This window comes from Actinomadura roseirufa (assembly GCF_900659635.1).
GTDB classification, from domain to species: Bacteria; Actinomycetota; Actinomycetes; order Streptosporangiales; family Streptosporangiaceae; genus Spirillospora; species Spirillospora roseirufa.
Genome location: NZ_CAACVB010000114.1, coordinates 1 through 25,597, shown reverse-complemented (window position 1 = coordinate 25,597; position 25,597 = coordinate 1). Strand labels below are relative to the sequence as shown.

22 protein-coding genes are annotated in these 25,597 nt (G+C 72.2%); 11 read left to right on the top strand and 11 right to left on the bottom strand.

Annotated features, from left to right (window positions below):
- Positions 1-1,297 (bottom strand): ABC transporter transmembrane domain-containing protein (locus E1291_RS45385; protein WP_242614322.1); only part of this gene is annotated, 1,297 nt, incomplete at its 3' end.
- 329 nt (positions 1,298-1,626) lie between these two features.
- Here E1291_RS45385 and E1291_RS23155 point away from each other — a divergent pair.
- From E1291_RS23155 to E1291_RS23120, 8 genes are all read left to right on the top strand, one after another.
- Entirely contained in the window at positions 1,627-2,847 is a 1,221-nt protein-coding gene (locus E1291_RS23155; protein ID WP_242614321.1) for a PP2C family protein-serine/threonine phosphatase, read from the top strand.
- Between the two features lie 191 nt (positions 2,848-3,038).
- Positions 3,039-3,728 carry a succinate dehydrogenase cytochrome b subunit gene (locus E1291_RS23150; protein ID WP_131740077.1) on the top strand — a complete coding sequence of 230 codons (690 nt, stop codon included), beginning with the start codon at positions 3,039-3,041 and terminating at the stop codon, positions 3,726-3,728.
- Between the two features lie 2 nt (positions 3,729-3,730).
- Positions 3,731-5,668 carry a fumarate reductase/succinate dehydrogenase flavoprotein subunit gene (locus E1291_RS23145; RefSeq protein ID WP_131740076.1) on the top strand — a complete coding sequence of 646 codons (1,938 nt, stop codon included), beginning with the start codon at positions 3,731-3,733 and terminating at the stop codon, positions 5,666-5,668.
- Positions 5,668-6,423 carry a succinate dehydrogenase/fumarate reductase iron-sulfur subunit gene (locus E1291_RS23140; RefSeq protein ID WP_131740075.1) on the top strand — a complete coding sequence of 252 codons (756 nt, stop codon included), beginning with the start codon at positions 5,668-5,670 and terminating at the stop codon, positions 6,421-6,423. Before E1291_RS23145 ends, E1291_RS23140 begins: the two co-directional genes overlap by 1 nt.
- 327 nt (positions 6,424-6,750) lie before the next feature.
- A complete protein-coding gene (locus E1291_RS23135; protein WP_242614320.1) occupies positions 6,751-7,494 on the top strand; it encodes an arginase family protein in 744 nt (247 codons plus the stop codon).
- Between the two features lie 32 nt (positions 7,495-7,526).
- Positions 7,527-8,768 (top strand): tetratricopeptide repeat protein, encoded by a 1,242-nt coding sequence (locus tag E1291_RS23130; protein ID WP_131740074.1) that lies wholly within the window; start codon positions 7,527-7,529, stop codon positions 8,766-8,768.
- Positions 8,769-8,833: 65 nt separating this feature from the next.
- A complete protein-coding gene (locus tag E1291_RS23125) occupies positions 8,834-9,625 on the top strand; it encodes an ArsR/SmtB family transcription factor (protein ID WP_131740073.1) in 792 nt (263 codons plus the stop codon).
- Between the two features lie 123 nt (positions 9,626-9,748).
- Positions 9,749-10,174, top strand: a complete 426-nt coding sequence (locus E1291_RS23120) for a VOC family protein (protein ID WP_207400887.1) — start codon at positions 9,749-9,751, stop codon at positions 10,172-10,174.
- Between the two features lie 55 nt (positions 10,175-10,229).
- Here the strand turns inward: E1291_RS23120 and secY are convergent, their stop codons facing one another.
- Positions 10,230-11,513, bottom strand: a complete 1,284-nt coding sequence (gene secY, locus E1291_RS23115; protein ID WP_131740071.1) for a preprotein translocase subunit SecY — start codon at positions 11,511-11,513, stop codon at positions 10,230-10,232.
- A 186-nt stretch (positions 11,514-11,699) separates the two neighbouring features.
- Positions 11,700-12,152 carry a hypothetical protein gene (locus tag E1291_RS23110; protein WP_131740070.1) on the bottom strand — a complete coding sequence of 151 codons (453 nt, stop codon included), beginning with the start codon at positions 12,150-12,152 and terminating at the stop codon, positions 11,700-11,702.
- Positions 12,153-12,366: 214 nt separating this feature from the next.
- On the opposite strand from E1291_RS23110, the gene E1291_RS23105 reads away from it, so the two are divergent.
- Positions 12,367-13,635 carry an MFS transporter gene (locus tag E1291_RS23105; RefSeq protein WP_207400886.1) on the top strand — a complete coding sequence of 423 codons (1,269 nt, stop codon included), beginning with the start codon at positions 12,367-12,369 and terminating at the stop codon, positions 13,633-13,635.
- A 10-nt stretch (positions 13,636-13,645) separates the two neighbouring features.
- Here E1291_RS23105 and E1291_RS23100 read toward each other — a convergent pair whose 3' ends face one another.
- The 7 genes from E1291_RS23100 to E1291_RS23070 form a co-directional block, all read right to left on the bottom strand.
- On the bottom strand, positions 13,646-14,191 hold the full coding sequence (locus E1291_RS23100; protein WP_131740069.1) for a TetR/AcrR family transcriptional regulator: 546 nt from the start codon (positions 14,189-14,191) through the stop codon (positions 13,646-13,648).
- Between the two features lie 44 nt (positions 14,192-14,235).
- Positions 14,236-15,249 carry a LysR family transcriptional regulator gene (locus E1291_RS23095; RefSeq protein ID WP_131740068.1) on the bottom strand — a complete coding sequence of 338 codons (1,014 nt, stop codon included), beginning with the start codon at positions 15,247-15,249 and terminating at the stop codon, positions 14,236-14,238.
- Positions 15,250-15,376: 127 nt separating this feature from the next.
- Positions 15,377-16,075, bottom strand: coding sequence for a Crp/Fnr family transcriptional regulator (locus E1291_RS23090; protein WP_131740067.1), 699 nt, complete (start codon positions 16,073-16,075; stop codon positions 15,377-15,379).
- Positions 16,076-16,297: 222 nt separating this feature from the next.
- Complete coding sequence (locus E1291_RS23085) at positions 16,298-17,068, bottom strand: succinate dehydrogenase/fumarate reductase iron-sulfur subunit (RefSeq protein ID WP_131740066.1); 771 nt, start codon at positions 17,066-17,068, stop codon at positions 16,298-16,300.
- Positions 17,065-19,032, bottom strand: coding sequence for a fumarate reductase/succinate dehydrogenase flavoprotein subunit (locus E1291_RS23080; RefSeq protein WP_131740065.1), 1,968 nt, complete (start codon positions 19,030-19,032; stop codon positions 17,065-17,067). The genes E1291_RS23085 and E1291_RS23080 overlap by 4 nt, the downstream gene beginning before the upstream one ends.
- Before the next feature lie 11 nt (positions 19,033-19,043).
- Positions 19,044-19,874: a succinate dehydrogenase subunit SdhC gene (gene sdhC / locus E1291_RS23075; protein ID WP_131740064.1), complete on the bottom strand. Its 831-nt coding sequence runs from the start codon at positions 19,872-19,874 to the stop codon at positions 19,044-19,046.
- Positions 19,875-20,303: 429 nt separating this feature from the next.
- Positions 20,304-20,999 carry an SDR family NAD(P)-dependent oxidoreductase gene (locus E1291_RS23070; RefSeq protein ID WP_131740063.1) on the bottom strand — a complete coding sequence of 232 codons (696 nt, stop codon included), beginning with the start codon at positions 20,997-20,999 and terminating at the stop codon, positions 20,304-20,306.
- A 101-nt stretch (positions 21,000-21,100) separates the two neighbouring features.
- Between E1291_RS23070 and E1291_RS23065 the strand changes: the two genes are divergently transcribed.
- Both E1291_RS23065 and E1291_RS23060 read left to right on the top strand, forming a co-directional pair.
- Entirely contained in the window at positions 21,101-21,949 is an 849-nt protein-coding gene (locus E1291_RS23065; protein WP_131740062.1) for a helix-turn-helix transcriptional regulator, read from the top strand.
- A gap of 56 nt (positions 21,950-22,005) precedes the next feature.
- Positions 22,006-23,586, top strand: a complete 1,581-nt coding sequence (locus E1291_RS23060; protein ID WP_131740061.1) for an LCP family protein — start codon at positions 22,006-22,008, stop codon at positions 23,584-23,586.
- A 48-nt stretch (positions 23,587-23,634) separates the two neighbouring features.
- Here E1291_RS23060 and E1291_RS23055 read toward each other — a convergent pair.
- The coding region (locus E1291_RS23055; RefSeq protein WP_131740060.1) for a substrate-binding domain-containing protein at positions 23,635-25,597 on the bottom strand (1,963 nt) is incomplete at its 5' end.

Here is a 25,597-nt window from a genome sequence, read left to right as displayed (position 1 = left end):
TGTTTTTTTTTTTAATGATACGGCGACCACCGAGATCTACACTCTTTCCCCTACACGACGCTCTTCCGATCTCGTTCACCGCCACGAGGATCCGTTCCCGCACGTCCGCGACGGTCCGCAGCGGGACGCCGCCGAAGCCCACCTCGCCGGGCGCGTACCGGCCGAGCCGGTCGGCGATCGCCTGCGCGTCGCGCGGGTCGGCCGCCGCGACGGCGGTGACCCGGCCCGGCCGGACCACCAGCCCGGACTCCACGTCGACCAGGTCCCCGCCCGGCGCCGGACGGGCCGTCCCGGTGGCCGGCATCTCCGGCTCGATCTTCAGCATCCGGACCACCCGGCCCGCCGCCACCAGGCCCTTGGTGATCTTGCCGGCGGCCTCGCCGAGCGTCTTCAGCGGCGTGATCAGGAACACCGCGTAGCCGTAGAAGGCGACCAGCTCGCCGACGCTGATCCGCCCGTCCGCGGCGAACCGGGCGCCGGCCCAGGTCACCAGGGCGATCAGCAGACCCGGCAGCAGCACCTCGGCGCCGCTCAGCCGCGACTCCGCGCGGGCCACCGCGACCCCGGCGGCGCGGACCCGCTGCGAGTCGGCCCGGTAGCGGGCCGCGAACAGCCGCTCGCCGCCGATCCCGCGCAGCACCCGCAGGCCCGCCACGAGGTCGGTGGCGTGGGTGTTCAGCTCGCCGACCAGCTCGCGGTGGGCCTGCTCGCGCTCGCGGTAGGGACGCAGCAGCGGCGCCGCGGCCGCCAGGATCAGCGGGACGCCCACCAGGACGATGAGGCCGAGCGGCGGCGAGGTCGCCAGCAGGATCGCGGCCACCACCACGATCGCGACGACGGCGCCGGTGCCGCGCACCACGATGTCGAGCACGTCGCCGAGATGCGCGACGTCGGAGATGCCGACGCTCACCACCTCGCCCGCGCTCAGCCGCTTCGGCAGCGTCCCGCCGAGCCGGGTCGCCTGCCGGGTGACGACCTGGATCGTCCGGTACGCCGCCGCCAGCCAGTTGAACACCGCGAGCCGGTGCCGCAGGACGCCCGCGGCGGCCTGCGCCACGCCGAGGCCGAGCAGGACGGCCGACCAGGTGAGCAGGGCCGCCTCGTCCTTCGCCGCGACGCCCGCGTCGACGGCCCGGCCGACCACGGCGGGCGTGAGGGCCTGGCAGAGCATCCAGGCCACGCCGACGGCGGCGCCCGCGCTCGCGCTGCGCCACTGGACGCGCAGCAGCCACAGCAGGTACCGGGCGGGCGACCGGCCGTCCGGGCTGCCCGGATCTTTGACCGGCAACGATTTCACCGGACGACGATAGGCGGCAGGGAGTCCGGAGATCGAACGATTTTTCCGTCCTTGCTGGGGTTGGTCAGGGCGCCGGTCGACCCCCTTCCGGTCTGTCCGGAACGCCACCCGGAGCATGACCAGGGGGGTGCGTCGGGGCGAGCGGAGGCGCTAAGGTCGGACCGTACGGAGCGAAGCCTCACCGCTCCTTGAGCCGGGACCCTGGCGGCTAGGCCGATGCCGCTGCCCCGGCGCGGCCCGGTCCGCCCCGTCCTGCGCGTCCGCAGGAATAAACCGGAACGGTCCGGCCGTTGCCTGTGCCGTCGCCAGCCCCGACTTCCGGAAGCCCAGTGAGCACCATCAGTCACCAGACGCATACCCTCGCGCCAGGGGCAGAGGACAGGGTCGACCTGCTCCTCATCGACGACGACCCCACCGACATCCTCATGGTCGAGAAGATGCTGGCCGACAACGGCCTGGACATCCGCATCACCGTCGCCGCCGACCTCACGACCGCACGCCGCCGGCTGACCCGCCGCACCCAGTGCATCCTCGTGGACCTGTCCACCCCCGGCATCGACCGGCTGGAAGGGCTGCGGCACGTGCTGTCGATGTCCGGCGCCGCCGCCGTCGTCGTGCTGACCGGCCTGGACGACGCGCACCTCGGCGTCCGCGCCGTCGCCGCCGGCGCCGAGGACTACCTCGTCAAGCAGGAGGTCGACGGGCCGCTGCTGGCCCGCGCCATCCGCTACTCCATCGAGCGCAAGCGCGCCGAGGAGACCGAGCGGCGGCTGGTGGAGGCGCGCATCCTCGGCCGGGAGAACGCCCGGCTCGAACGCGGGCTGCTGCCCGTTCCGCTCATCGACGACCCCTCGCTGCGCCACCACACCCGGTACCGGCCCGGCCGCCGCCGGGCGCTGCTCGGCGGCGACTTCTACGACACCGTGCAGACCGAGGGCGGCGCGGTGCACCTGATGATCGGCGACGTGTGCGGGCACGGCCCGGACGAGGCGGCCCTCGGCGTCCAGCTCCGGATGGCCTGGCGCACCCTGGTCCTCGCCGGCCACACCGGCGAGCAGCTGCTCGGCACCCTCGACAGCGTCCTCGGGCACGAGCGGCGCAGCGAGGAGATCTTCACCACCCTGTGCATGATCACGATCGCGCCGTCCCGGCGGACCGCCCGGATGCACCTGGCCGGGCACCCGGCCCCGCTGCTGTTCCGCGACCGGCCCGGCGACGGCCCGTCCGTCGCCGCGCTGCCCGAGTACGCGCACGGCCCGGCGCTCGGGCTGGTCCCCGGTGCGGAGTGGCCGACCACCGAGATCGACCTCGGCGAGTCGTGGGGCCTCATGCTCTACACCGACGGCCTGATCGAGGGACGCGTCGGCGACGGCTCCGCGCGCCTGGGCACCGAGGGCCTGGTCCGGCTCGCGCGGGCCGCCCGCGCCAAGGGCGCGGCCGGCCGCTCGCTCATCGACGAGCTGGTCACCGAGGTCGAGCGGCTCAACGGCGACTCGCTGACCGACGACCTCGCCGTCCTGCTGCTGTCCCGGCAGGTCGCGGCCGCCTGACCGGACGCCCGTCAATGTCATCTGCGTCACCCGGCGGATGAGTTCCCGGACCGTCTGTGAGGTCGGCCACCTCGGACGGACGGGGCGACGGCCCGAAGGGGCCCCGCTGCATTGCTCATAGCCTGCGGCTATCGGAACGAGTTCCCCCATGACTTGGAACTCTTTCCCCAGGCAGTCGTACCGTGCGCGGTGTGGCTATAGCGATACCTGCGATCTACCGATCGACCGTCGGCAAGAAGGCCGTCATGGCCGTGACCGGCGGCGTCCTCGTGCTGTACCTGGTCGCGCACATGATCGGGAACCTGAAGATCTTCCTGGGCGAGGAGGACTTCAACCACTACGCGCACTGGCTGCGGACGATCGGTGAGCCCGCGGTGCCGCACCGCACCGTCCTGACGCTGATCGAGGTCGTGCTCGGCCTCTCGGTGGTGCTGCACATGTGGTCCGCGGTGTCGCTCGGCAAGCGCGCCTCCCACGCGCGCCCGGTGAAGTACCAGTCGAAGAAGAAGTCGCACGCGCAGGGCTATGCCGTCCACACCATGCGCTACGGCGGCGTCATCATCGCCCTGTACATCGTCTGGCACCTGCTGGACCTCACCTTCTTCGTGGTGAACCCCAAGAACTCCGACGCCACGCCGTACGAGCGGATGGTCTCCGACTTCGACCCGTCCCGCTGGTACATCACCGTCTGGTACGTCGTCGCGCTGCTCCTCGTCGGCCTGCACCTCAACCACGGCATCTGGAGCGCCTTCCAGACGCTGGGCCTGCGCACGCCCCGCAGCCACCGCGCCCTGCGCGGCCTGGCCGGGGCCGTCGCCGCCGTGGTGACCCTCGGCTTCATCTCCGTCCCCCTCTCCATCACCTTCGGTTGGGTGAGCTGAACATGAGCGACAGCTTCTACAAGTCCGGCGAGCCCGTCGCCGACGCCAAGGCCCCCGCCGGGCCGATCGAGGACCGCTGGACGACCCGCAAGTTCGAGGCCAAGCTCGTCAACCCGGCGAACAAGCGCAAGAAGAAGATCATCATCATCGGCACCGGGCTCGCGGGCGGCTCGGCCGGCGCCACCCTCGGCGAGGCCGGCTACCACGTCCAGCAGTTCTGCTTCCAGGACAGCCCGCGCCGCGCCCACTCGATCGCCGCGCAGGGCGGGATCAACGCCGCCAAGAACTACCGCAACGACGGCGACAGCGTGCACCGGCTGTTCTACGACACGGTCAAGGGCGGCGACTTCCGCTCCCGCGAGTCCAACGTCCACCGGCTCGCCGAGATCTCCACCCAGATCATCGACCAGTGCGTCGCGCAGGGCGTCCCGTTCGCCCGCGAGTACGGCGGCCTGCTCGACAACCGCTCCTTCGGCGGCACCCAGGTCTCGCGCACCTTCTACGCCCGCGGTCAGACGGGCCAGCAGCTGCTGCTCGGCGCCTACCAGGCGCTCATGCGGCAGGTCGAGGCCGGCAACGTCGAGCTGTACGCGCGGCACGAGATGCTCGACCTGATCATGGAGGACGGCCGGGCCCGCGGCGTCGTCGTCCGCGACCTGATCAACGGCGACGTCAAGCACTACACCGCCGACGCGGTGGTGCTGGCGTCCGGCGGCTACGGCAACGTGTACTTCCTGTCCACCAACGCGATGGGCTCGAACGTCACCGCGTCCTGGCGGGCGCACCGGCACGGCGCCCTGTTCGCCAACCCCTGCTACACCCAGATCCACCCGACCTGCATCCCGGTCAGCGGCGACCACCAGTCCAAGCTGACGCTGATGTCGGAGTCCCTGCGCAACGACGGCCGGGTGTGGGTGCCGACGAAGACCGGCGACGAGCGCCGCCCCGTCGACATCCCCGAGGACGAGCGCGACTACTACCTGGAGCGCATCTACCCGTCCTTCGGCAACCTCGTCCCCCGCGACATCGCCTCCCGGGCCGCGAAGAACGTCTGCGACGAGGGCCGCGGCGTCGGCCCCGGCGGCCTCGGCGTCTACCTCGACTTCGCCGACGCGATCGCCCGCCTCGGCCGCAAGACCGTCGAGGCCAAGTACGGCAACCTCTTCGAGATGTACGAGCGGATCACGGGCGAGAACCCGTACGAGACGCCCATGCGCATCTACCCCGCCGTGCACTACACCATGGGCGGCCTGTGGGTGGACTACGACCTCCAGTCCTCCATCCCGGGCCTGTTCGTCATCGGCGAGGCGAACTTCTCCGACCACGGCGCCAACCGGCTCGGCGCGTCCGCGCTGATGCAGGGCCTGGCGGACGGCTACTTCGTCCTGCCGAACACCATCGGCGACTACATCGCCCGCAACGACCTCGGCCCGGTCGACCCCACCGCCGTCGTCGCCGCCGAGGAGCGCGTCAAGGGCCAGATCGACAAGCTCCTGTCCATCGACGGCGACCGCTCCGTCGACTCCTTCCACCGCGAGCTCGGCCACATCATGTGGGAGTACTGCGGCATGGAGCGCACCGAGCAGGGCCTGCGCAAGGCGCTGGAGCTGATCCCCGCGCTGCGCGCCGAGTTCTGGGAGCGGGTCAAGGTCACCGGCAAGGGCGAGGAGCTCAACCAGCAGCTGGAGAAGGCCGGCCGCGTCGCCGACTTCCTGGAGCTGGGCGAGCTGATGGTCATCGACGCGCTGCACCGCGCGGAGTCCTGCGGCGGCCACTTCCGCGCCGAGAGCCAGGACGAGGACGGCGAGGCCAAGCGCGACGACGACAACTTCGCCTACGTCGCCGCCTGGGAATGGTCCGGGGAGGGCGAGCAGCCCGTCCTCCACAAGGAGGACCTCGAGTTCGATTACGTCAAGCCCACTCAGAGGTCGTACAAGTAATGAAGCTCACACTGCGCGTCTGGCGCCAGAGCGGCCCCCAGGACAAGGGCGCGATGGTCGAGTACAAGCTCGACGACATCTCCCCCGACGCCTCGTTCCTGGAGATGCTGGACGTCCTCAACGAGAAGCTGATCGCCGACGGCGGCGAGCCGATCGCCTTCGACCACGACTGCCGCGAGGGCATCTGCGGCATGTGCTCGCTGGTGATCAACGGCACGCCGCACGGCCCGGAGCGCGCCACCACCACGTGCCAGCTCCACATGCGCAAGTTCAAGGACGGCGAGGTCATCGACGTCGAGCCGTGGCGGGCCAAGGCGTTCCCGGTCGTCAAGGACCTGGTCGTCGACCGCTCCGCGTTCGACCGGATCGTCCAGTCCGGCGGCTTCATCTCCGCGCCGACCGGCACCGCCCCCGAGGCGCACTCCACGCCCGTCCCGAAGCCGGACGCCGACCGGGCCTTCGAGGCCGCCGAGTGCATCGGCTGCGGCGCCTGCGTCGCCGCCTGCCCGAACGGCTCGGCCGCGCTGTTCCTCGGCGCCAAGGTCACCCACCTCGGCCTCATGCCGCAGGGCCAGCCCGAACGCTGGGACCGCGTCGTGTCCATGCTCGACACCCACGACGAGGAGGGCTTCGGCGGCTGCACCAACACCGGCGAGTGCACCGTCGCGTGCCCGAAGGGCATCCCCCTCGATGTGATCGGCCGCCTGAACCACGACTACCTCAAGGCGACCGCGGGCGGCAAGAAGCGAGCTTAATTCAATCCCGGCCCACTTCGCTCGCTGGCGCTCGCTCCGTGACCGTTCTTGTGCGAGCGCGCTGTGTTGATTGCAAGCCCGGCCCACTTCGCTCGCTGGCGCTCACTCCGTGACCGTTCTTGTGCAAGCGCGAATCGCTTCGCGATCTTCCCGGCGGGGCTCGCCTCCGGCATTGCCCCGCCGGTCAGGTCGCGCGCTCGCGTGACGGCTGAAGTCCCCTGTCAGGCGGGCTCTTAGCCCTGTGAAAGCCCCGCCCGGTCCTGCCGGTGCGGGGCTTTCGCGTTCCGTGCTACGCCCGCACTCGGCCGCACCACCCACAATGGGGGCATGACGATCACTCTTGTGCCCTACCACCAAGACGAACGGCTGCCCGACGCGAGCTTCCCCCTCCCGTCGGCGGACGTCGTCACGATCACCCGCGACTTTCCCGAGGGTGACATCTGGACCCGCCTGGCGGCGCTGTACGAGCCGGTCGCCGACGAGGTCGCGGCGCAGATCGGCGCGGGCGGGGTGCCCACGGTCGTGTCGGGCGACTGCCTGGTGTCCCACGCCGTCCTCGCGGGCGTGCAGCGGGCGGGCGTGGACGCCTCGATCGTGTGGATCGACGCCCACGGGGACGTGCACACCCCCGAGACCTCCACGTCCGGCTACCTCGGCGGCATGCCGCTGCGGCAGATCGTCGGCGACCACCCCGAGCTGCTCACGGCCCGGCTCGGGCTGCGCCCGCTCCCGGAGGAGCGCGCCCTCCTCGTCGACGCCCGCGACCTCGACCCGGCCGAGGCCGCCTACCTGGCCACGGCGGGGATCCGGCGGGCGTCCGTGGCCGACGCCGCCGCGCCCGAGGGGCCGTTCGTCCTGCACGTGGACGTGGACGTCGTCGACCGTGCCGAGCTGCCCGGCCTGCGCTTCCCCGTCTCGGACGGCCCGACGGCCGAGACGGTGACCGCCACCGTCCGGCGGCTGCTGGCAACCGGACGCGTCGCCGCGCTCGACGTCGCCTGCCCCTGGCATCTCACCCAAGACGACGGCCCGCGCCGCCGGCTGCTGGCGGATCTGCTGCCAACGCCCTAGGCGAATCGAGATCATGCAATATCCTGTCCGCCATGCACGTGCATAAGGGCGTGCATCTGCATGGACAGATGCACTTGAATCGGGTCATTCCGGCACCCGCCCTCCACCAGGCCATCGTGTGCGCCGACGTGCAGGGCTACGGCGACCTGGAACGCACCGACTGGGACCGGATCACCGTCCGGGACGGCCTCTACGCGGCGCTCCGCGGGGCGTTCGACGCCTCCGGAGCGCCGTGGGCGTCCTGCTACCACGAGGACCGGGGCGACGGCGCGCTGATCCTCGTCCCGCCCACCGTGCCGAAGGAGCGGCTCGCGTGCCTGCTGCCCGGCCAGCTCGCCGCGCACCTCGACCGGCACAACGAGCGGGCGGACCCCGGCGCCCGCATCAGGCTGCGGCTCGCCGTCCACGCGGGCGAGGTCCACCAGGACGCGCACGGCGTCGTGGGCAGCGCGATCAACACCGCGTTCCGCCTGCTGGACTCGGCCCCGCTGAGGCGGGCGCTGCGCGGCGCGTCCGGGTCGCTCGCCCTCATCGCGTCCGACTGGTTCTACCGGGAGGTCGTCTGGCAGAGCCCGCTGTGCGACCCGGACACCTACCGCCGCGTCCCGGTCACGGTCAAGGAGACCCGGACCCAGGGCTGGATCCGGCTGCCGGAACCCCCCGACCGCACGCGCGCCCTGCTCGGCTCCCTGACTCTGGGCCAGATCTCCACCGGGAGTCTCCCGCCGTCCGGCGAGGACGAGGACGACATCTTCTCCTGCCTCCCCTTAGCCCTCTGGACGTTCTGTTTCCCCCGCAGACCCTGGGCCGATGTCATCGACGCCGTCCACGGCGCCCTGACCGCCGCCCGCGCGGGTGACGACGGCAAGACCGCGTACGCCCTGTGCGCCCTCGGCTACGCCCACGCCGGCCTGCGCCAGTTCACCGCGGCGCTCGACTGCTTCCAGCAGGCCCGCGACACCGCGCCCGCCACCGAGCGCCGCGCCACGGCCTGGGCCCTTCTCGGCCTGGGCTACGCCCACCACGGCCTCGACCAGATCCACCCCGCCATCGCCCGCTACCGCCACGCCGTCGCCGTCTTCGGCGACCTCGGCGAGCCCGCGGGCCAGGCCGAGACCCTGTACAACCTGGGCAGGGCGTACGTCCGGCTGGGCCGGTCGTCCTCCGCCCGCGACTCCTGGCTCACCTCCCTGGCCCTGTTCGAGACGCTCCAGAGCCCGCAGGCGAAGACCGTCCAGGCCCACCTGCAATCCCTGTCCCCCGTTCCGCTCTAGACCTCCGAGCACCGGAGAGGCCCCGGCGTTGACAATAGGCAGGTAAATACCTGCATAATGAGGGTGTGGCAGCAGAGACGGACGCGGTCTTCAAGGCGCTGGCCGACCCGACCCGCCGGCATCTTCTGGACAGGCTCCACGAGCGCAACGGCCAGACGCTGGGCGAGCTGTGCGAGCACGTCGACATGGCCCGCCAGTCGGTCAGCCAGCACGTGGCCCTCCTGGAGGCCGCCAACCTGATCAGCACGGTCCGGCGGGGACGAGAGAAGTTCCACTACCTCAATCCCGTCCCGCTCCACGAGATCCAGGAACGGTGGATCGACAAGTTCGAGCGCCCCCGGCTCCGGACGCTGAGCGCGCTCAAGAGACGAGCAGAGGAGCACGACATGACCGACCGGCCGACCTTCGTGTACGTCACCTACATCCAGAGCACGCCGGAGAAGGTCTGGCACGCCCTGACCGATGCCGACCTCACCGCCGAGTACTGGGGACACGCCAACATCTCGGACTGGCAGGCCGGTTCCGCCTGGGAACACCGCCGCACGGACGGTTCGGGCGTCGTCGACGTCACCGGAACGGTCCTGGAGGCCGCGCCGCCCAAGCGGCTGGTGCTGACCTTCGGCGAGCCGTCCCAGGTCACCTTCGACATCGAGCCCTACGAGGAGATCGTCCGGCTCACCGTCACCCACGAGAACCTGGCGACCCAGGCCGACTACGAGGCCATCTCCACCGGCTGGCCCGCGGTGCTGGCCAACCTCAAGTCGCTCCTGGAGACCGGTCACGCCCTCCCGCAGGCCCCCTGGACCATGCACGCGGCCCTCCGCGACGCGCAGATGGCCAAGAACGACCCCCGTTAACGGCTCCGCCGGAACCCGTTCTCGCGGGCCGGCCGGCAGAGGACGGACGGCGCCGTGGCGTCGCGAGCGTGAATCGGCGGTTCACCGTGTTCCCTATGCTCAGGGGGCATGACCATTCAGCGGATGGACAACGTCGCCATCGTCGTCGAGGACCTCGATGCGGCCATCGCGTTCTTCACCGAGCTCGGCATGGAACTGGAGGGCAGGGGGCAGATCGAGGGTCTCTGGGCGGAGCGCGTCGTCGGACTGGACGGTCTCCGAAGCGAGATCGCGATGATGCGGACCCCGGACGGCCACGGCAAGCTGGAGCTCACCACGTACCACGCCCCGGCGGCGTCCGCCCCTGAGCCCGCGAACCCGCCGCCCAACACGCTGGGCCTGCACCGCGTCATGTTCGCCGTGGACGACATCGACGACACCGTCGCGCGCCTGCGCGGTCACGGCGCCGAACTCCTCGGCGAGGTCGCGCAATACGAGAGCATTCTCCGGCTCTGCTATCTCCGCGGGCCCTCCGGCATCATCGTCGCCCTGGCCGAGCAGATCGGCTGAGGCGGGCCCGCCGGGATCGGGCGGCGTGCCGGGAATCCCGGCACGCCGCACCGGTTCAGCTGAGGAAACCCTCGTAGTTGCGTTGCTGGAGCTGGCTTTCGATCTGTTTCACGGTGTCGAGGCCGACGCCGACGGCAATGAGGATGCTCGTCCCGCCAAAGGGGAAGTCGTCACCGACGCCGAGCAGCGCCAAGGCGACCATGGGAACGAGGGCGACGAGGCCCAGATACGCGGCACCCGGCGTGGTGATGCGGGTCAGGACATGGTCCAGGTACTCGGCGGTCGGACGTCCCGGGCGGATGCCCGGGACGAAACCGCTGTACTTCCTCATGTTGTCGGAGACCTCCGTGGGGTTGAACGTGATGGCCACGTAGAAGTACGTGAAGAAGACGATGAGCACGAAGAACGCGGCCATGTGCCAGGGGCTCGACTGCTGGAGGTAGGGCTGCGCCCTCTGCAACCACTGCGCGTCCGGGAAGAGTTGCGTGGCGAGTACCGGTATGTACAGCAGGGACGAGGCGAAGATGACCGGGATGATGCCCGCCTGGTTGACCTTCAGCGGGATGTAGGTGGACGTCCCGCCGTACATGCGGCGGCCGACCATGCGCTTGGCGTACTGGACGGGGATGCGGCGCTGGGCCTGCTCAACGAACACGACCCCGGCCATGATGGCCAGGCCGACGAGCACGACCAGCGTGAAGACGAAGCCGTGCTTGGCCTTGTAGATGCCCCAGAGCTGGCCGGGGAAGACGGCGACGACCTGGGTGAAGATGAGGATCGACATGCCGTTGCCGACGCCGCGTTCGGTGACCAGCTCGCCCAGCCACATGGTGACGGCCGTCCCCGCGACCATGCAGATCACCATCGTGACGATGGGGAACATCCCGTCGTCGTGAAGGATCCTGCCACTGGACTGGAACAGCCGTCCGCTGGACGCCATCGCGACGAGGCTGGCGGCCTGGAGGACCGCCAGGCCGACCGTCAGGTACCGGGTGTACTGCGTGATCTTGGTGGATCCCGGCTGGCCTTCCTTCTTGAGCGCCTCCAGCCGCGGGATCACGACCGAGAGCAGTTGCAGGATGATGCTCGCGGTGATGTAGGGGTAGATGCCGAGCGCGAAGACCGACAGTTTCAGCAGCGCGCCGCCGCTGAACAGGTCGAGCAGCCCGTAGAGCTGGTCCTTCTTCGCGGCGTCGGCGGTCTTCTTGAGCGCCGACACGTCCACGTTCGGGACCGGGAGGTTCTGGCCGAGGCGGAACACCACGACGATCAGAAGCGTGAACAACAGTTTGCCGCGGAGATCGGGGGTGCGCAGGACGCGCCCGAACGCGGTCAGCACCGCGCGTCCCGGAGCGCGGACCTCAACACGGGCCTCAGCGCGGGCCTCAACACGGGCCGGAACACGGGCAGGGGTGATCGGGCGAGCGCGCAGAACGCTCGCCGCAGGGCGATGCGGTTGATGACAAGCCTCCGTACGGGTACGCCGCGACGTCCGCAGGACACCGCGGCCAATGACTTCGAAGCGTCAGGAACCCGTGCTGGAGGGAGGCCCTCGCCCCAGGGCGACGGCGAGGTGGACGGAGCGCGGCACCACCGAGCGCTCGGGCGTGACCCCGGTGCGCTGGACGGCGGCGCCCGGCGTGACGGCGTCCAGATGCAGGACGGCGACCTGGCCGTGAACGGTCGAAGCGTGGGTGTCGTGGGTGGACGTCCACTGGGCGTGCCTGTACCAGAGGTACGCGGCGTCCACCGAGGTGAGGCGGTTCCAGGTGGCGGCGGTCCGGCGGTCCCGGTTGAGCGCCGCCTTGGCGGCGGGCTCCCGGTTGCCCGCGCTGTTCGCGGCGGCGGCCGCGCCCGCGCGGATGACCTCCGCGACACCGGTGCCCGGGACGATCGACAGCGTCGAGGTGACGGCGAGGCCGAAGAATCCCGCCAGGAGGACCAGGAGGCGCTGACGCCGGGGGGCATGGCCGTTCACGCGCCCACCTCCCCTGCCGGTCCCGTCGTAGGAACCGTACAACGTGAACGGGCCTAGATCACCGGGAACGCCGCCGCGATCCGCCTCGTGCCGGTCCGCCCGATCCCTCTCGGTCCCCCACCCGCACCCCAGATGGCCGAAATCTTGCGAAGAGTGGCGATCCAGCCGCTATCGCGGACCGGCGGCCGTGCCGCAGAGTGACCGGGTGCTGAGGATTTCTCGTGTTCATCGCGCCTGGCCCGTGGCGGCGGTCGCGTTCGTGGCCCTCGTCGGCGCGGCCGGGTTCCGGTCGACGCCCGGCGTGCTCATGGTCCCGCTCCAGGACGAGTTCGGCTGGTCCCGCGCGACGACGTCGGCGGCCGTGTCGGTGAACCTCGTCCTGTACGGGCTGACCGCGCCGTTCGCCGCGGCGCTGATGGACCGGTTCGGCGTCCGTCCCGTCACCGCCGCCGCGCTGACGCTGGTGGCGGCCGGCAGCGGGCTGACCGTGTTCATGTCGGCGAGCTGGCAGCTCGTCCTGTGCTGGGGCGTGCTCGTCGGGCTCGGCACCGGATCCATGGCGATGGTGTTCGCCGCGACCGTCGTGAACCGCTGGTTCCACCGGCACCGGGGCCTGGTCGTCGGCGTCCTCACCGCGGGCGGCGCCGCCGGGCAGCTCGTGTTCCTGCCGCTGCTGGCGTGGCTCGCCGGCGAGCACGGCTGGCGGCCGGCGGCGCTGACCGTGGCCGCCGCCGCGCTGGTCGTGGTGCCGCTGGTCGTGCTGGTCCTGCGCGAGCGCCCGGCGGACGTGGGGCTCCTGCCCTACGGCGCGGCGGCCCCCGAACCCGAGCCGCCCAGGACGGGCGACGCGGCCCGGACGGCGCTGCGGGCCCTGTCAGGCGCGTGGCGGACGAAGGCGTTCTGGCTGCTGGCCGGAGGCTTCTTCATCTGCGGCGCCTCCACGAACGGGCTGGTCGGCACCCACTTCATCCCCGCCGCCCACGACCACGGCATGCCGGAGACGACGGCGGCGGGACTGCTGGCGCTCGTCGGCGTCTTCGACATCGTCGGGACGGTGGCGTCCGGCTGGTTCACCGACCGGCTCGACAGCCGCGTCCTGCTCGCCTGGTACTACGCGCTGCGGGGGCTGTCGCTGCTCGTCCTGCCGGTGCTGTTCGCCGACTCGCCGCACCCGAGCATGCTGGTGTTCGTCATCTTCTACGGGCTGGACTGGGTCGCGACGGTCCCGCCCACGATCGCGCTGACGCGCGAGGTGTTCGGGCCGTCCGCGGGCACGATCGTGTTCGGGTGGGTGTTCACCGCGCACCAGCTCGGCGCGGCGGCGGCCGCCACCACCGCGGGGGTGCTGCGCACCGCCCTCGGGTCGTACACCCTCGCCTGGTGGGGCGCCGGGGTACTGTGCCTTTTCGCGGCGGGGATGTCGATGTCCATCGGGCGGGCCCCGGCGGCGCCGGCGCGGCGGCTCGAACCGTCCGGGGCGTGAGGGCGGGCGGTCACCTGATCAGCCTGGCCGCCCGCTGGAACACCTCCTCGCGGCTGCGCCCGCCGTGGTCGGCGGCCAGGAAGTGATTGCCGATCACCAGCGAGAACGCGAGCACGCAGCGCGCCTCGACCTCGTCCTCGTCGGTGTGCAGCTCGCGGAAGAGGGTGCGCAGGAACTCCATCCGCCGGTTGTCGACGCGCCGCAGCCGGTCGGCGACGCCGGGGTCCCGCCGCGCCCAGTCGCGGACCGCGAGGTCGATCCCCAGCAGCCGGTCGTCGGTCGCCAGCGTGCTCGCCAGCCGCATCCGGGCCGGGGTGTCGCCGCCCGCCCTCTCGACGCGCTCCAGCAGGTCGTGCGTGCTCTCCCGCTCCCAGGTGTCGAGCATCTCCGCCAGCAGCGCCCTCCGGTCGGCGAAGTGGCCGTAGAAGCCGCCCTTGGTGACCCCGAGCGACTTCGCCAGCGCCTCCACGCGGACGGCGTCCGGGCCGTTCGCGGCGAGCTCGCGCAGGCCCTCCTCGATCCATCTGCTCCGGGGCGTGCGCACTTCGGCACCCATGCCGCCCGTCTCCTCTCGCCGTACCGGCCTCGCCGCGAGCCCGCTCAGTGGACGAGGTTCTCCACGCCCGCGGGAAGGCTCCCCGCCAGCCCCGCCTCGACGAGGAACGTCTCCAGAGTGTCCTGGAAGGCGCGGGCGGCATGGGTGAGGTCCACGTCCTTGCGGTGGGCCAGCGCGATCGTCCTGAGCAGGCCGGGACCATGGTGGCCCCGGCGCGGCGGCTCGTCCAGCTTGTCCTTGTCCCCCAGGACGAGCGGCGTCCCGCGCAGGCCGGGACGTCCCGCGAGCACCATGCTGGGGACGACCGCGATGCCGAGGCCCGCCTCCACGAAGCGCAGGACGGCGTCCATCTCGCCGCCCTCCACCGCGAACTTGGGCTCGAACCCGGCGGTCCTGCACGCGCTGATGGTCGCCTCCCGCAGGTCATAGCCGGGACGGAACATCACGAGCGGGCGGTTGCGCAGGTCCTGGATCCGCAGGTACGAGCGGCGGGGCATGGGGGCGGTCCTCGCCGGGCGGTCCGGGGCGCTCGGCGAGGAGCCCGCCGGGGAGGCCACCACCAGGTACTCGCGCAGTATCGGGGTGGTGTCCAGCGGCGGGTCCCCGTGAAGGGGAAGGATCACCAGCGCCAGGTCCAGGGACCCGCGGGTCAGCTCCCGGACGAGATCGCGCGAGCCGCCCTCCTCGACCATGAGCTGGATGCCCGGGTAGGCGTCGTGGAAGCGGCGCAGCACGTCCCCCAGCAGCCCCGCGCACAGCGACGGCGTCGCGCCGAGGCGCACCCGCCCGCGCCGCAGCCCCGCCAGCTCCTGGACCTCCAGCCGGGCCGTGTCCACATCGGCGAGGATCCGCTTGGCCAGCGGCAGCAGCGCCTCGCCCGCGGGCGTCAGCGTGATGTTGCCCCGGGCGCGGCTGAACAGCGAGACGTTCAGCTCGGTCTCCAGGGCGCGGATCTGCTTGGACAGCGACGGCTGCGCGACGCGCAGGAGCTCGGCGGCCTGGGTGAAGTGGCGCACCTCGGCGACCGCGACGAAGTAGGCGAGCTGCTGCAACTGCATCCTGCACAGAGTACGGGTCGTGCTCGCGCGCTTTCGCAGCCGCCCACCCGTCCGCCCACCTCAGAGCCCGGCCCGCGCACCGGGCCGCCGCCGAGGCCCATCGCGGGGCCCGTCCCTGGGCGGTGGGCTATCTCGCGTGGCGGCGGAGCGCCGCGAGATCGTGGACGATCACGCGCCGCCGTCCCGTCTCGATCCAGCCGTGCCGGCGCAGCGTGCGCAGCGCCTTGCTGACCGCCTCGCGGGACGCGCCGACCCACCCGGCCAGCTCCTCCTGCGACAGGTTGAGCGTGATGCGGACGCTCTGCCCGGCGTCCTCGCCGCCCCCGCGGCGCTCGTAGGGGACGCCGAACCGCTCGGCCAGCTCGACCAGCCGCTGCGCGACCCGCCCGGTCGCGTCGAACATGCCGAACTCGACGCGCTTGCGGTCGGCGTCGCGCCAGCGCTGGCACAGCATCCGCATGATGAGGATGGACACGCGGCCGTGCGCCTGGAGGAACGCCATGAACTCCTCGGCCGTCACCGCCAGCGCCTGCGCGGGCTCCAGCGCGGCGACCGTCGCGGAGCGGGGCAGGCCGTCGATCGCCGCGACCTCGCCGAGCAGCGCCCCCGGCCCGCGCACCGCGAGGAGCGCCTCTCCGCCCTGCTCACGGTAGGAGAACGCCTTCACCCGGCCCTTCAGCAGGACGGCGACCCAGCCGGGCTGTTCCCCTTCGGTGAACAGCGTCTCCCCCCGTTCGAAGGACCGGACGCGTCCGCGTGCCTCCAGGTCGTCGCGTTCCAGGGGGGTGAGCTCGGCGAGGAAGGATCCCGGTTCGAGGGCGGTCATGGGGACCACGCTAGGGGGAACGGGGTTCCGAGTGGCACAAGGAGAAGAATCACGAATACATCACGCGTTGTGTGCACTTCTCCCTGTTCGACCGGTCGCGCGTGCGCGAGGGTGGTCGCGGCGTGCGCGGCCGGAAGGCCGCCCAGCGGCCACGGCGTTCTAGGGGAACGGCGGTACGGCGGGCGGCGGTCCGGGGGCACGCCGCCCGCCGTCGTTCCACGGTCAGGCGGACGGGGTGTCCTGTCCCTTCTTGACGATGCCGAGCTTGGTGCCGAGCCACACCACCGGGTCGTACCGGCGGCCGACGACCCGCTCCTTCATCGGGATCAGCGCGTTGTCAGTGATCTTGATGTGCTCGGGGCAGACCTCGGTACAGCACTTGGTGATGTTGCAGAAGCCGAGGCCGTGGTCCTGCTGCGCGATCTCCCGCCGGTCCGAGGCGTCCGCCGGGTGCATCTCCAGCTCCGCGATCCGCATGAGGAAGCGCGGCCCGGCGAAGTCGGGCTTGTTCTCCTCGTGGTCACGGATGACGTGGCAGACGTTGTTGCACAGGAAGCACTCGATGCACTTGCGGAACTCCTGCGAGCGCTCGACGTCCTCCTGCTGCATGCGGAACTCGCCGGGCTGAACGTCGCCCGGGTCGAACGACGGGATCTGCCGCGCCTTCTCGTAGTTGAACGACACGTCGGTGACGAGGTCGCGGATGACCGGGAAGGTCCGGACGGGGGTGACCGTGATGGTCTCCTCCGGCTCGAACGTCGACATCCGGGTCATGCACATCAGCCGCGGGACGCCGTTGACCTCCGCGGAGCACGACCCGCACTTGCCCGCCTTGCAGTTCCACCGGACGGCGAGGTCGGGCGCCTGCGTGGCCTGCAGCCGGTGGATGATGTCGAGGACGACCTCGCCCTCGTTCACCTCGACGGCGTAGTCCTTGAGCTCGCCCTCGCCGTCGTCGCCGCGCCAGACCCGGAACGTGGCCTCGTAGCTCATCGGTCGCCCTCCTGCTTCTCCTCGGCCGCCCCGTCCCCGGCGGCGCCGTCTCCGGCCACGCCGGCGGGCAGTTCCTCCGCGGTGAGGTACTTCTTCAGCTCGTCGGTCTCGAAGAGCCCGATCAGGTCGTCCCGCATGGGCTCCATCGGCTGGCGCCGCAGCTCGACCCGCGGGGAGGACGGGTCGCCGCCGAGCCGGCACACGAGGTTGACCTTGCGCCACTCCGCGGACATGCCGGGGTGGTCGTCGCGGGTGTGACCGCCGCGGCTCTCCTGCCGCTCCAGCGCCGCCTTGGCGATCGCCTCGGACACGATCAGCATGTTGCGCAGGTCGAGCGCGAGGTGCCAGCCCGGGTGGTAGCCGCGGCCGTCGTTCACCGCGACGGGCTCCACGCTGACGCCCGCGACGCGCTCGCGCAGCTTGTCGAGCGCCTCCAGCGCCCGCTCCAGCTCCTCTTCCTTGCGGATGATGCCGACGAGCTCGTTCATCGTCTGCTGGAGCTCGGCGTGCACGGCGTAGGGGTTCTCGCCGCCCTCGCGCTCGAACGGGGCGAGCGCCTCGGCCGCCGCCGCCTCGACCTCCGCGGCCGGCACCGCGGGCCGCCCGGCGAGCCCGTCGACGTACTCGGCCGCGCCGAGCCCCGCGCGCCGCCCGAACACCAGCAGGTCGGTCAGCGAGTTGCCGCCGAGCCGGTTCGAGCCGTGCATGCCGCCCGAGCACTCACCGGCCGCGAACAGCCCCGGGACGAGCGCCGCGCCGGTGTCGGGGTCGACCTCCACGCCGCCCATGACGTAGTGGCAGGTCGGCCCGACCTCCATCGCCTCCCGGGTGATGTCGACGTCGGCCAGCTCCTTGAACTGGTGGTGCATCGCCGGCAGCCGCCGCTTGATCTCCTCGGCGCCGCCCGGCATGCGGTCGACGACGGTGAGGAACACCCCGCCGTGCGGCGACCCGCGCCCGGCCTTCACCTCGGAGTTGATCGCGCGGGCCACCTCGTCGCGCGGCAGCAGCTCCGGGGGACGCCTGTTGTTGTCGGGATCGTCGTACCAGCGGTCGCCCTCCTCCTCGGAGGTCGCGTACTGGGACTTGAACACCTCGGGGATGTACTCGAACATGAACCGCTTGCCGTCGGAGTTCTTGAGGACGCCGCGGTCGCCGCGCACCGACTCGGTCACGAGGATGCCCTTGACCGAGGGCGGCCAGACCATGCCGGTGGGGTGGAACTGCACGAACTCCATGTTCAGCAGCGTCGCGCCCGCCAGCAGGGCCAGCGAGTGGCCGTCGCCGGTGTACTCCCAGGAGTTGGACGTGACCTTGAACGCCTTGCCGATGCCGCCCGTCGCCAGCACCACCGCGGGCGCCTCGAACACCACGAACTTCCCGGTCTCGCGGACGTAGCCGAACGCGCCGCAGATCCGGTCGCCGTCCTTCAGCAGCCGCGTCACGGTCGTCTCGGCCCACACCTTCAGGCGGGCGTCGTAGTCGCCGTGCTCGCGGTGGTCCTCCTGCTGCAGCGCGACGATCTTCTGCTGGGCGGTGCGGATCAGCTCCAGGCCGGTCCGGTCGCCGACGTGCGCGAGCCGGGGGTACTCGTGCCCGCCGAAGTTGCGCTGACTGATCTTGCCGTCCTTGGTGCGGTCGAACAGCGCGCCCCAGTGCTCCAGCTCCCAGACCCGGTCCGGCGCCTCCTTGGCGTGCAGCTCCGCCATCCGCCAGTTGTTGAGGAACTTGCCGCCGCGCATGGTGTCGCGGAAGTGCACCTGCCAGTTGTCGTTGGGGTTGACGTTCCCCATCGCCGCGGCGGCGCCGCCCTCGGCCATCACGGTGTGGGCCTTGCCGAGCAGCGACTTGGAGATGATCGCCGTCTTCTTGCCCTGGAGGCGGGCCTCGATCGCCGCCCGCAGCCCGGCGCCGCCGGCGCCGATCACCACGACGTCGTAGGCGTGCCTCTCGATCTCAGTCATGATCCTTGACCTCAGTTGACGATGCGCAGGTCGGAGATGGTGCCGCCGGCCACCAGCGCGACGTACAGGTCGGCCGCCACCAGCGAGCCCAGGGTGATGAGCGCGTACGTGCCGTGCCGTTGGTTGATCTTGGACACCCAGCCCCACATCCGGTACCGGACGGGGTGCTTGGAGAAGTTCTTCAGCCGTCCGCCGACGATGTGCCGGCACGAGTGGCACGACAGGGTGTACAGCCAGAGCAGCACCACGTTGGCGACCAGGATGACGGTGCCGAGCCCGATGCCGAACCCGCCGTCCTTGCCGTGGAAGGCGCGCACCGCGTCCCAGGTGTTGACGAGGGAGATGAGGAACGCGGCCATCCAGAAGTACCGGTGCAGGTTCTGCCCGATCAGCGGGAACCGCCGCTCGCCGGTGTACTTGGCGTGCGGCTCGCGCACCGCGCACGCCGAGGGCGAGGCCCAGAACGACCGGTAGTACGCCTTGCGGTAGTAGTAGCAGGTCAGCCGGAACAGCAACAGGAACGGCAGCGAGATCGCCGCGAACGGGATCCAGCCCCTGGTGCCCGCCGGGAGGAAGGTCCCGAACTCGGCCGCGTCGCCCGTGTGCCCGTCCACCGTGACGTTGTCGCAGATCTCGTTCAGGCACGGGGAGTAGAACGGCGTCAGGTAGTGGTATTGCGGAACGTAGAAGGCCGCGCCCCAGAACGCCCGGACGGTCGCGTACACCACCCACGCCGTGAAGATCACGAACGTGGTGATGGGGTACAGGCGCCAGTTGTCCTTGCGGAGCGTACGTTCCTTGATCTGGGCGCGCGATTTGGCCGGCGCCTCCACAGTGCTCATCGATCGCTCTCCTGAGCTCGGGTCGTCGTGTCCCCGTACCACGGTCCGAGCGCACCCATGCGGCCGTCGCGCCTCGGCCTGAGGCCCTGCCGCATGCGGGCGGTGACGCCTCGTGTGCGCTTCCAGCGAAGCGACCCTACGCCACCCGCGCGGCACTGTGACATACATAACAGCCAGACCCGCATGTGACCCTGACCACAGACTTTAGCCCCGAAATCGGGCTCGCGCAGCGCCCGGTTCCCATAACCAGTCGTTATGGCTCAGCGGAATCGAGACAAGTGCCAAGGGGCATGACCACCGGGCGGGCCCGGCGCCGCCGTCCCGCCCGGACACACCGCGCGACGAGGTACGGCGGCCGTGCGCGCGAAAATGGGGCCGGACCGCAGGGGTCCGGCCCCTCGGCGGGCCCGCGCGGCCCGCCCGCGCGCCTTACCAGGGCAGGAAACCGTGGATGTCGAAGTAGCCGCCCGTGGGGCCGTCGGGACGGACCTGCGCCATCCGGACGATGATCTCCGCGCCCCGCTCGACGGTCTGTGTGCCCCGGTGCCCGTTGAGGTCCGTCGCCGTGAACCCCGGCTCCACCGCGTTGACCCGCATCTCCGGGAACGCCTTGGCGAACTGCACGGTGATCATGTTGACCGCCGCCTTGGAGGCCGGGTAGGCGACGCCCGGGTAGGCGTACATGCTCGTGTCAGGGGCGCCGACCAGGGTCTTGGACGCCAGGGCGCTGCTCACGTTCACCACGACCGGGGTCTTCGAACGCCGCAGCAGCGGCAGGAACGCGTGCGTCACGCGCACCACGCCGAAGACGTTGGTCTCGAAGATCTCCCGGAACAGGTCGGCCGTCACGTCCGCGGCCCCGGCCGGGTCCCCCTCCACGCCCGCGTTGTTGACCAGCACGTCCAGCCCGCCGCCGTCCTCCTCGACGGCCCGGACCGCGGCCGCCACGGAGGCGTCGTCGGTCACGTCGAGGACGAGCGGCCGCGCCCCCAGCCGCTCGGCCGCCCGCCGGCCCCGCCCGGCGTCCCGGCTGCCCACGTACACGGTGTGCCCGGCCGCCACGAGCCGGCGGGCGGTCTCGTGGCCCAGGCCCTTGTTCGCCCCGGTGATCAATGTCGTCGTCATGGCTCCAGGCTCCGCCGCCGCGGCCCGCTCAACCATCCGTCGTCTCATCCTGGGACCAGCGGTGCCAGGCACGGGCCCGGCGGGCGGTGTTCACTGGGGGAATGGCGGCGACGGAGTTCGGGCGGGCGGTACGGCGCTGGCGGGACCGGGTCCCGCCCGACGTGGCGGGCCTGCCCGCGGGCGGGCACCGGCGGGCGGCCGGGCTGCGCCGCGAGGAACTGGCGCTGCTCGCCGGGATCTCCGCCGACTACGTCACCCGCCTCGAACAGGGCCGGGCCGCCCACCCGTCCGCGCAGGTCGTGGAGGCCCTGGCCCGCGGGCTGCGGCTGTCGGCGGACGAGCGCGCCCACCTGTTCCAGCTGGCCGGCCTCGTCCCGCCCGGACCGGGCACCGTGCCCGCCTTCATCACCCCGAGCGTCCAGCGGATGCTGGACCGGCTCGCCGGCACCCCCGTCGGCGTCTTCGACGCCGCCTGGACCCTGCTCATCGCCAACCCGCTGTACGCGGCGCTGATGGGCGACCCGTCCGGCTGGCGGGGCAACGAGCGCAACGCCGCGTGGCGCAACTTCACCGGCGTGGGCGGCCGCGTCCGGCACGCCCCGCAGGCCCGGCGCGCCTTCCAGGCCGCGCTGGTCGCCGACCTGCGCGCCACCGCCGGCCGGTACCCGGACGACCGGCGGGTGCGGCGCCTGGTCGCGCAGCTGCGCACGGCCAGCGACCGGTTCGCCGAGCTGTGGGACGAGGGCGTCGTGGGCCGGCACGAGGCCGACCGCAAGACCGTCGACCACCCCCAGGTCGGCCCGATCACGCTGGACTGCGACGTGCTCGGCGTGGCGGGCGGCGACCTGCGCATCATGCTCTACACGGCCGCTCCCGGCACCGAGGACGCCGAGCGGCTCGCCCTGCTCGCCGTCGTCGGCACCCAGACCCTCGTCGGCACCCGCCCGTAAGATGACGAATCACCCAGATCACCCGCCCTGAACGGGCCCGCCCGAGACGGAACCGGATGAGCGACGCCGACGCCGGCCGCCAGGACGCCGCACAGGAACCCGCAGTGAAACCGGCGGAGGAGCCCTCCACGGACGCCGCCGCCGACGAGGCGACCGGGCAGGACGACGACTCCGCCCAGGACGAGCCCGCGAAGGAGGAGCCCGCGCAGGACGGCACCGCCGCCGAGGACGCCCCGGCGGGCGGCGGCGCCGGGCGGGGAAGGCGGCGCAAGGAGAGAAGCCGCAGGCGGACGTTCCTGCGGCGCGGGGCCCTCGCGGCCGGCGCGGTCGTTCTCCTCGGCGCCTCCGGGGCCGCCTGGCTCTACCACGACCTCGTCGGCGGGATCGAGCAGGAGCACGTCGGCGGGCAGCTCGGCACGGACCGCCCGAGGAAGCTGAACAAGAGCCTCAACGTCCTGCTGCTGGGCTCGGACACCCGCGCGGGCGACAACGCGCGGTACGGCGCGGCCGCCGGGATGACGGGGGCCCGGTCGGACACCGCGATCGTGCTGCACCTGTCCCCCAACCGGGACCAGGCCGTCGGCGTCAGCTTCCCCCGCGACTCCATGGTGAAGATCCCCGAATGCGAGAAGGACAAGGGCGGGAAGGTCCCGGCGCAGTTCGGCATGCTCAACTCCGCGTTCGCCTACGCCGGGCCGACGTGCACGTGGAAGACGCTGGAGTCGCTCACCGGCATCCACATCGACCACTTCGTCCAGGTGGACTTCTCCGGTTTCAAGCGCATGGTGGACGCGCTCGGCGGCGTGGAGATCTGCCTCGACCGGCCCGTCGACGACCCGCGCGCCGAACTGCACCTGCCGGCCGGGAGGCGGACCGTCAAGGGCGAGGAGGCCCTCGGCTACGTCCGGGCCCGCTACTCGCTCGGTGACGGGTCCGACCTCGAGCGCATCGAACGGCAGCAGCGGTTCATGGCCGCGGTCGTCGACAAGGCCACCGGCGGCTCGATGCTCACCGACCCGGTCAAGACCTACGGCTTCCTGAAGGCCGCCACGAAGTCCGTCACCACCGACGACGAGCTCGACCTGCCGACGATGAAACGGCTCGCCGACGGCCTCAAGGGCATCAACGCCGGTCAGGTGCGGTTCGTGACGGTGCCCGTCGAGTCCTACGCGCCCGACCCCAACCGGGTCCAGTGGAACATGGGACAGGCCAGGCCGCTCTTCGAGGCCATCCGGCACGACGACGACCTGCCCGCCGCGCCGCCCGCGCCGCGCGGGCCCGGTCAGCGGCTCCCCAGCCCCGGCGACGTCAAGGTGACCGTGGTCGACGCGGGCGCGGACGACGCGCTCGTCGCCCGGATCGTCCGGCAGCTGCGCCGCCGCGGCTTCGACGTCGCCGCCGGGGTGGACCGGGCCGCCGCCACCCCCGACAGCCGCATCGGCTACGCCCCGTCCGCCGAGGCGCAGGCGTCCGCGCTGGCCAGGGCCGTCCCGGACGCGCTGCTGTCCGCCGACGGCGGCGTCCCCGCCGGCGGCGTCCGCCTCGTCCTCGGCGCGAAGGGCGCCCGCCTCGCGCCGCCCGCCCTCGACAGGATCGCCGGCGGGGTCGGGGCGGGCCGCCGGAACCCGTGCGCCTGATCCGTGCCCGGGGTCGCCCCCGGGCACGGGCTCGGCCCGCCGGGCGGCTCAGCCCGCCGGGCAGCGGCGCGGGTCGTCGCAGATCTTCAGCGCCGCCTGCTGCTGGAACAGCGCGTGGATCTGCCCGGGGTCCTGGATCTGGTAGGCCGCGCCGCCGGTCGCCTTGGCGATCCGCTGCAGCGCGCCGAGGTCCACGTCCGGTCCGAACGCGATCCCGACGACCTGCACCGGCCGCGCGGCGTCGTACTCCGTCCGCAGCCGGGCCAGCAGATCCTGCTCGCTCAGGCCGCCCTTGAAGTCGTTGCGGCCGTCGGTCAGCACCAGCGCGACGTTGATCATGTCGTCCCGGTAGCCCGCCTTGACCCGCTGGTACGCGGCGAGGACCGAGTCGTACAGCCCGGTGTCGCCGTCGGGCTTGGCGCGCATCCGCCTCAGCGCGGCCTGCATCGCGGCGCGGTGGGTGAGCGACCCCTCCGTCGCGCCGAGCCGTCCCAGCGGCACCAGTTCCTTGTACGGGCGCGGGCCGTCCATGCCCGTGGAGAACGCCCACAGGCCCGCGTCCGCCGCGTCCGGCAGGAGCGACATGCCCTTCTCCACCTCGCCCGCCGTGACCTCCATCCGCGTCTGCTTGGACCCCTGGACCTTCTCGAGCATCGACCCGGAGACGTCGATCACGGTGAGCATGCGGGTCCCGAGCCGCATGCGCCGCCACATCTCCAGGACCTCGACGACCGAGCCCGGCTTCGGCGGCGGCGAGGCCGCGGCCGGGCCCACGCCCGTCACCGCCGACAGCGCGGGCGCCGCCTTCCCGTCCGCCGGGCGCAGCCCCGACCTCGTCAGCTCCGCCGTGCCCGCGGGCGATTCGAGCAGCTTCATGAATCCGCTCGCGATCTCCGCCTTCCGGCCGGGCGCGACGATCATCGGGAAGTCCAGGCTCAGCGTGCCGTCCGACGGCGGCACCGCCACCACCGGGACGCCGCCCGCGTTCGCGTGCCGCCAGACGGCCTGCTCCGAGGCCGCCAGCACGGGCGTGCTCCCGCCGCCGAAGCGGACGAGCCCGTCGAACGCCGCCGCCGGATCCGCCACCACGGCCCCGTCGGTCTCGGCGGACTGCAGGATCCCGGTGAACCCGGCCAGCGCCTTGTCCCCCGTCCCCGCGGCCTGCCTCGCCATGAGCAGCGCGATCATCCCGGCGGCGTTCTGCTCGGGCGCGAGGAACCGCAGGGACGTCGCCCGGCCGGGTGCCAGGCCGCCCCACGACGACGCCTCCGCCGAGGCGCTCTTCGCCCGCGCCAGCAGGATCGGGGAACTCGCCACCGACCCGACCGGCCTCGGCAGCGCCGTCTCGGTCCGCTCCGCGGTCCGGCCCGCGATCTCCAGCCAGAGTGAGGAGTCCAGGACGTAGGCGTCCGAGCGCGCCTGCGCGGCCGAGCGGTCCCCGCCCAGGGCCATCGCCATCGCCGCCGACGGCAGCGTGTTCGTCGTGATCTCGGCGCACCGCCCGCCGACCTCGTGGTCCTCGCCGTTGTAGCGGCGGGCGAGCGCCGTCATCGCGGGCGCCACCGCCGGATCGGCCGCCACGTTCAGCGTCAGCCGCCCGCCGCAGCCCCCGCCGCCGACCTGCCGCACCCCGATCACCACGGCCGCCACCAGCAGCGCCGCCATCCCGATCAGCAGGATCGGCGGGAACCTCCGCCCGCCCGACCGGTTGACGGTCAGCCCCCGCCGCCGGGGCGGCGCGGGCGGGGCCGGGGCCAGCACCCGCTGCGGCACCGTGCGCACCACCGGCACGGCCTCCTGCGACCGCGCCGGAACGGGCGCCGAGCCCGCGCGATGCCGTCCCGAGGACGACACGGCCGACGCCGGCTGGACCTGTGGCGGCTGGACCTGTGGCGGCTGGACCTGCGCGGACGCGGGTTGCGGGGACTGGACCTGCGGCGCCTGCTCATGGGACGGCCGGGCGGCCTCCGGCGCCGCGGGCGACCGGGGCGGCACGACCGGCGGCACGACG

Bases quoted from the DNA above. Each gene is read 5' to 3' on its own strand.
- E1291_RS23145 (WP_131740076.1), top strand. From the start codon at position 3,731: ATGAGCGACAGCTTCTACAAGTCCGGCGAGCCCGTCGCCGACGCCAAG.
- E1291_RS23140 (WP_131740075.1), top strand. From the start codon at position 5,668: ATGAAGCTCACACTGCGCGTCTGGCGCCAGAGCGGCCCCCAGGACAAG.
- E1291_RS23135 (WP_242614320.1), top strand. From the start codon at position 6,751: ATGACGATCACTCTTGTGCCCTACCACCAAGACGAACGGCTGCCCGAC.
- E1291_RS23130 (WP_131740074.1), top strand. From the start codon at position 7,527: ATGCACGTGCATAAGGGCGTGCATCTGCATGGACAGATGCACTTGAAT.
- E1291_RS23120 (WP_207400887.1), top strand. From the start codon at position 9,749: ATGGACAACGTCGCCATCGTCGTCGAGGACCTCGATGCGGCCATCGCG.
- E1291_RS23100 (WP_131740069.1), bottom strand. From the start codon at position 14,191: ATGGGTGCCGAAGTGCGCACGCCCCGGAGCAGATGGATCGAGGAGGGC.
- E1291_RS23095 (WP_131740068.1), bottom strand. From the start codon at position 15,249: ATGCAGTTGCAGCAGCTCGCCTACTTCGTCGCGGTCGCCGAGGTGCGC.
- E1291_RS23090 (WP_131740067.1), bottom strand. From the start codon at position 16,075: ATGACCGCCCTCGAACCGGGATCCTTCCTCGCCGAGCTCACCCCCCTG.
- E1291_RS23085 (WP_131740066.1), bottom strand. From the start codon at position 17,068: ATGAGCTACGAGGCCACGTTCCGGGTCTGGCGCGGCGACGACGGCGAG.
- E1291_RS23080 (WP_131740065.1), bottom strand. From the start codon at position 19,032: ATGACTGAGATCGAGAGGCACGCCTACGACGTCGTGGTGATCGGCGCC.
- sdhC (WP_131740064.1), bottom strand. From the start codon at position 19,874: ATGAGCACTGTGGAGGCGCCGGCCAAATCGCGCGCCCAGATCAAGGAA.
- E1291_RS23070 (WP_131740063.1), bottom strand. From the start codon at position 20,999: ATGACGACGACATTGATCACCGGGGCGAACAAGGGCCTGGGCCACGAG.
- E1291_RS23065 (WP_131740062.1), top strand. From the start codon at position 21,101: ATGGCGGCGACGGAGTTCGGGCGGGCGGTACGGCGCTGGCGGGACCGG.
- E1291_RS23060 (WP_131740061.1), top strand. From the start codon at position 22,006: ATGAGCGACGCCGACGCCGGCCGCCAGGACGCCGCACAGGAACCCGCA.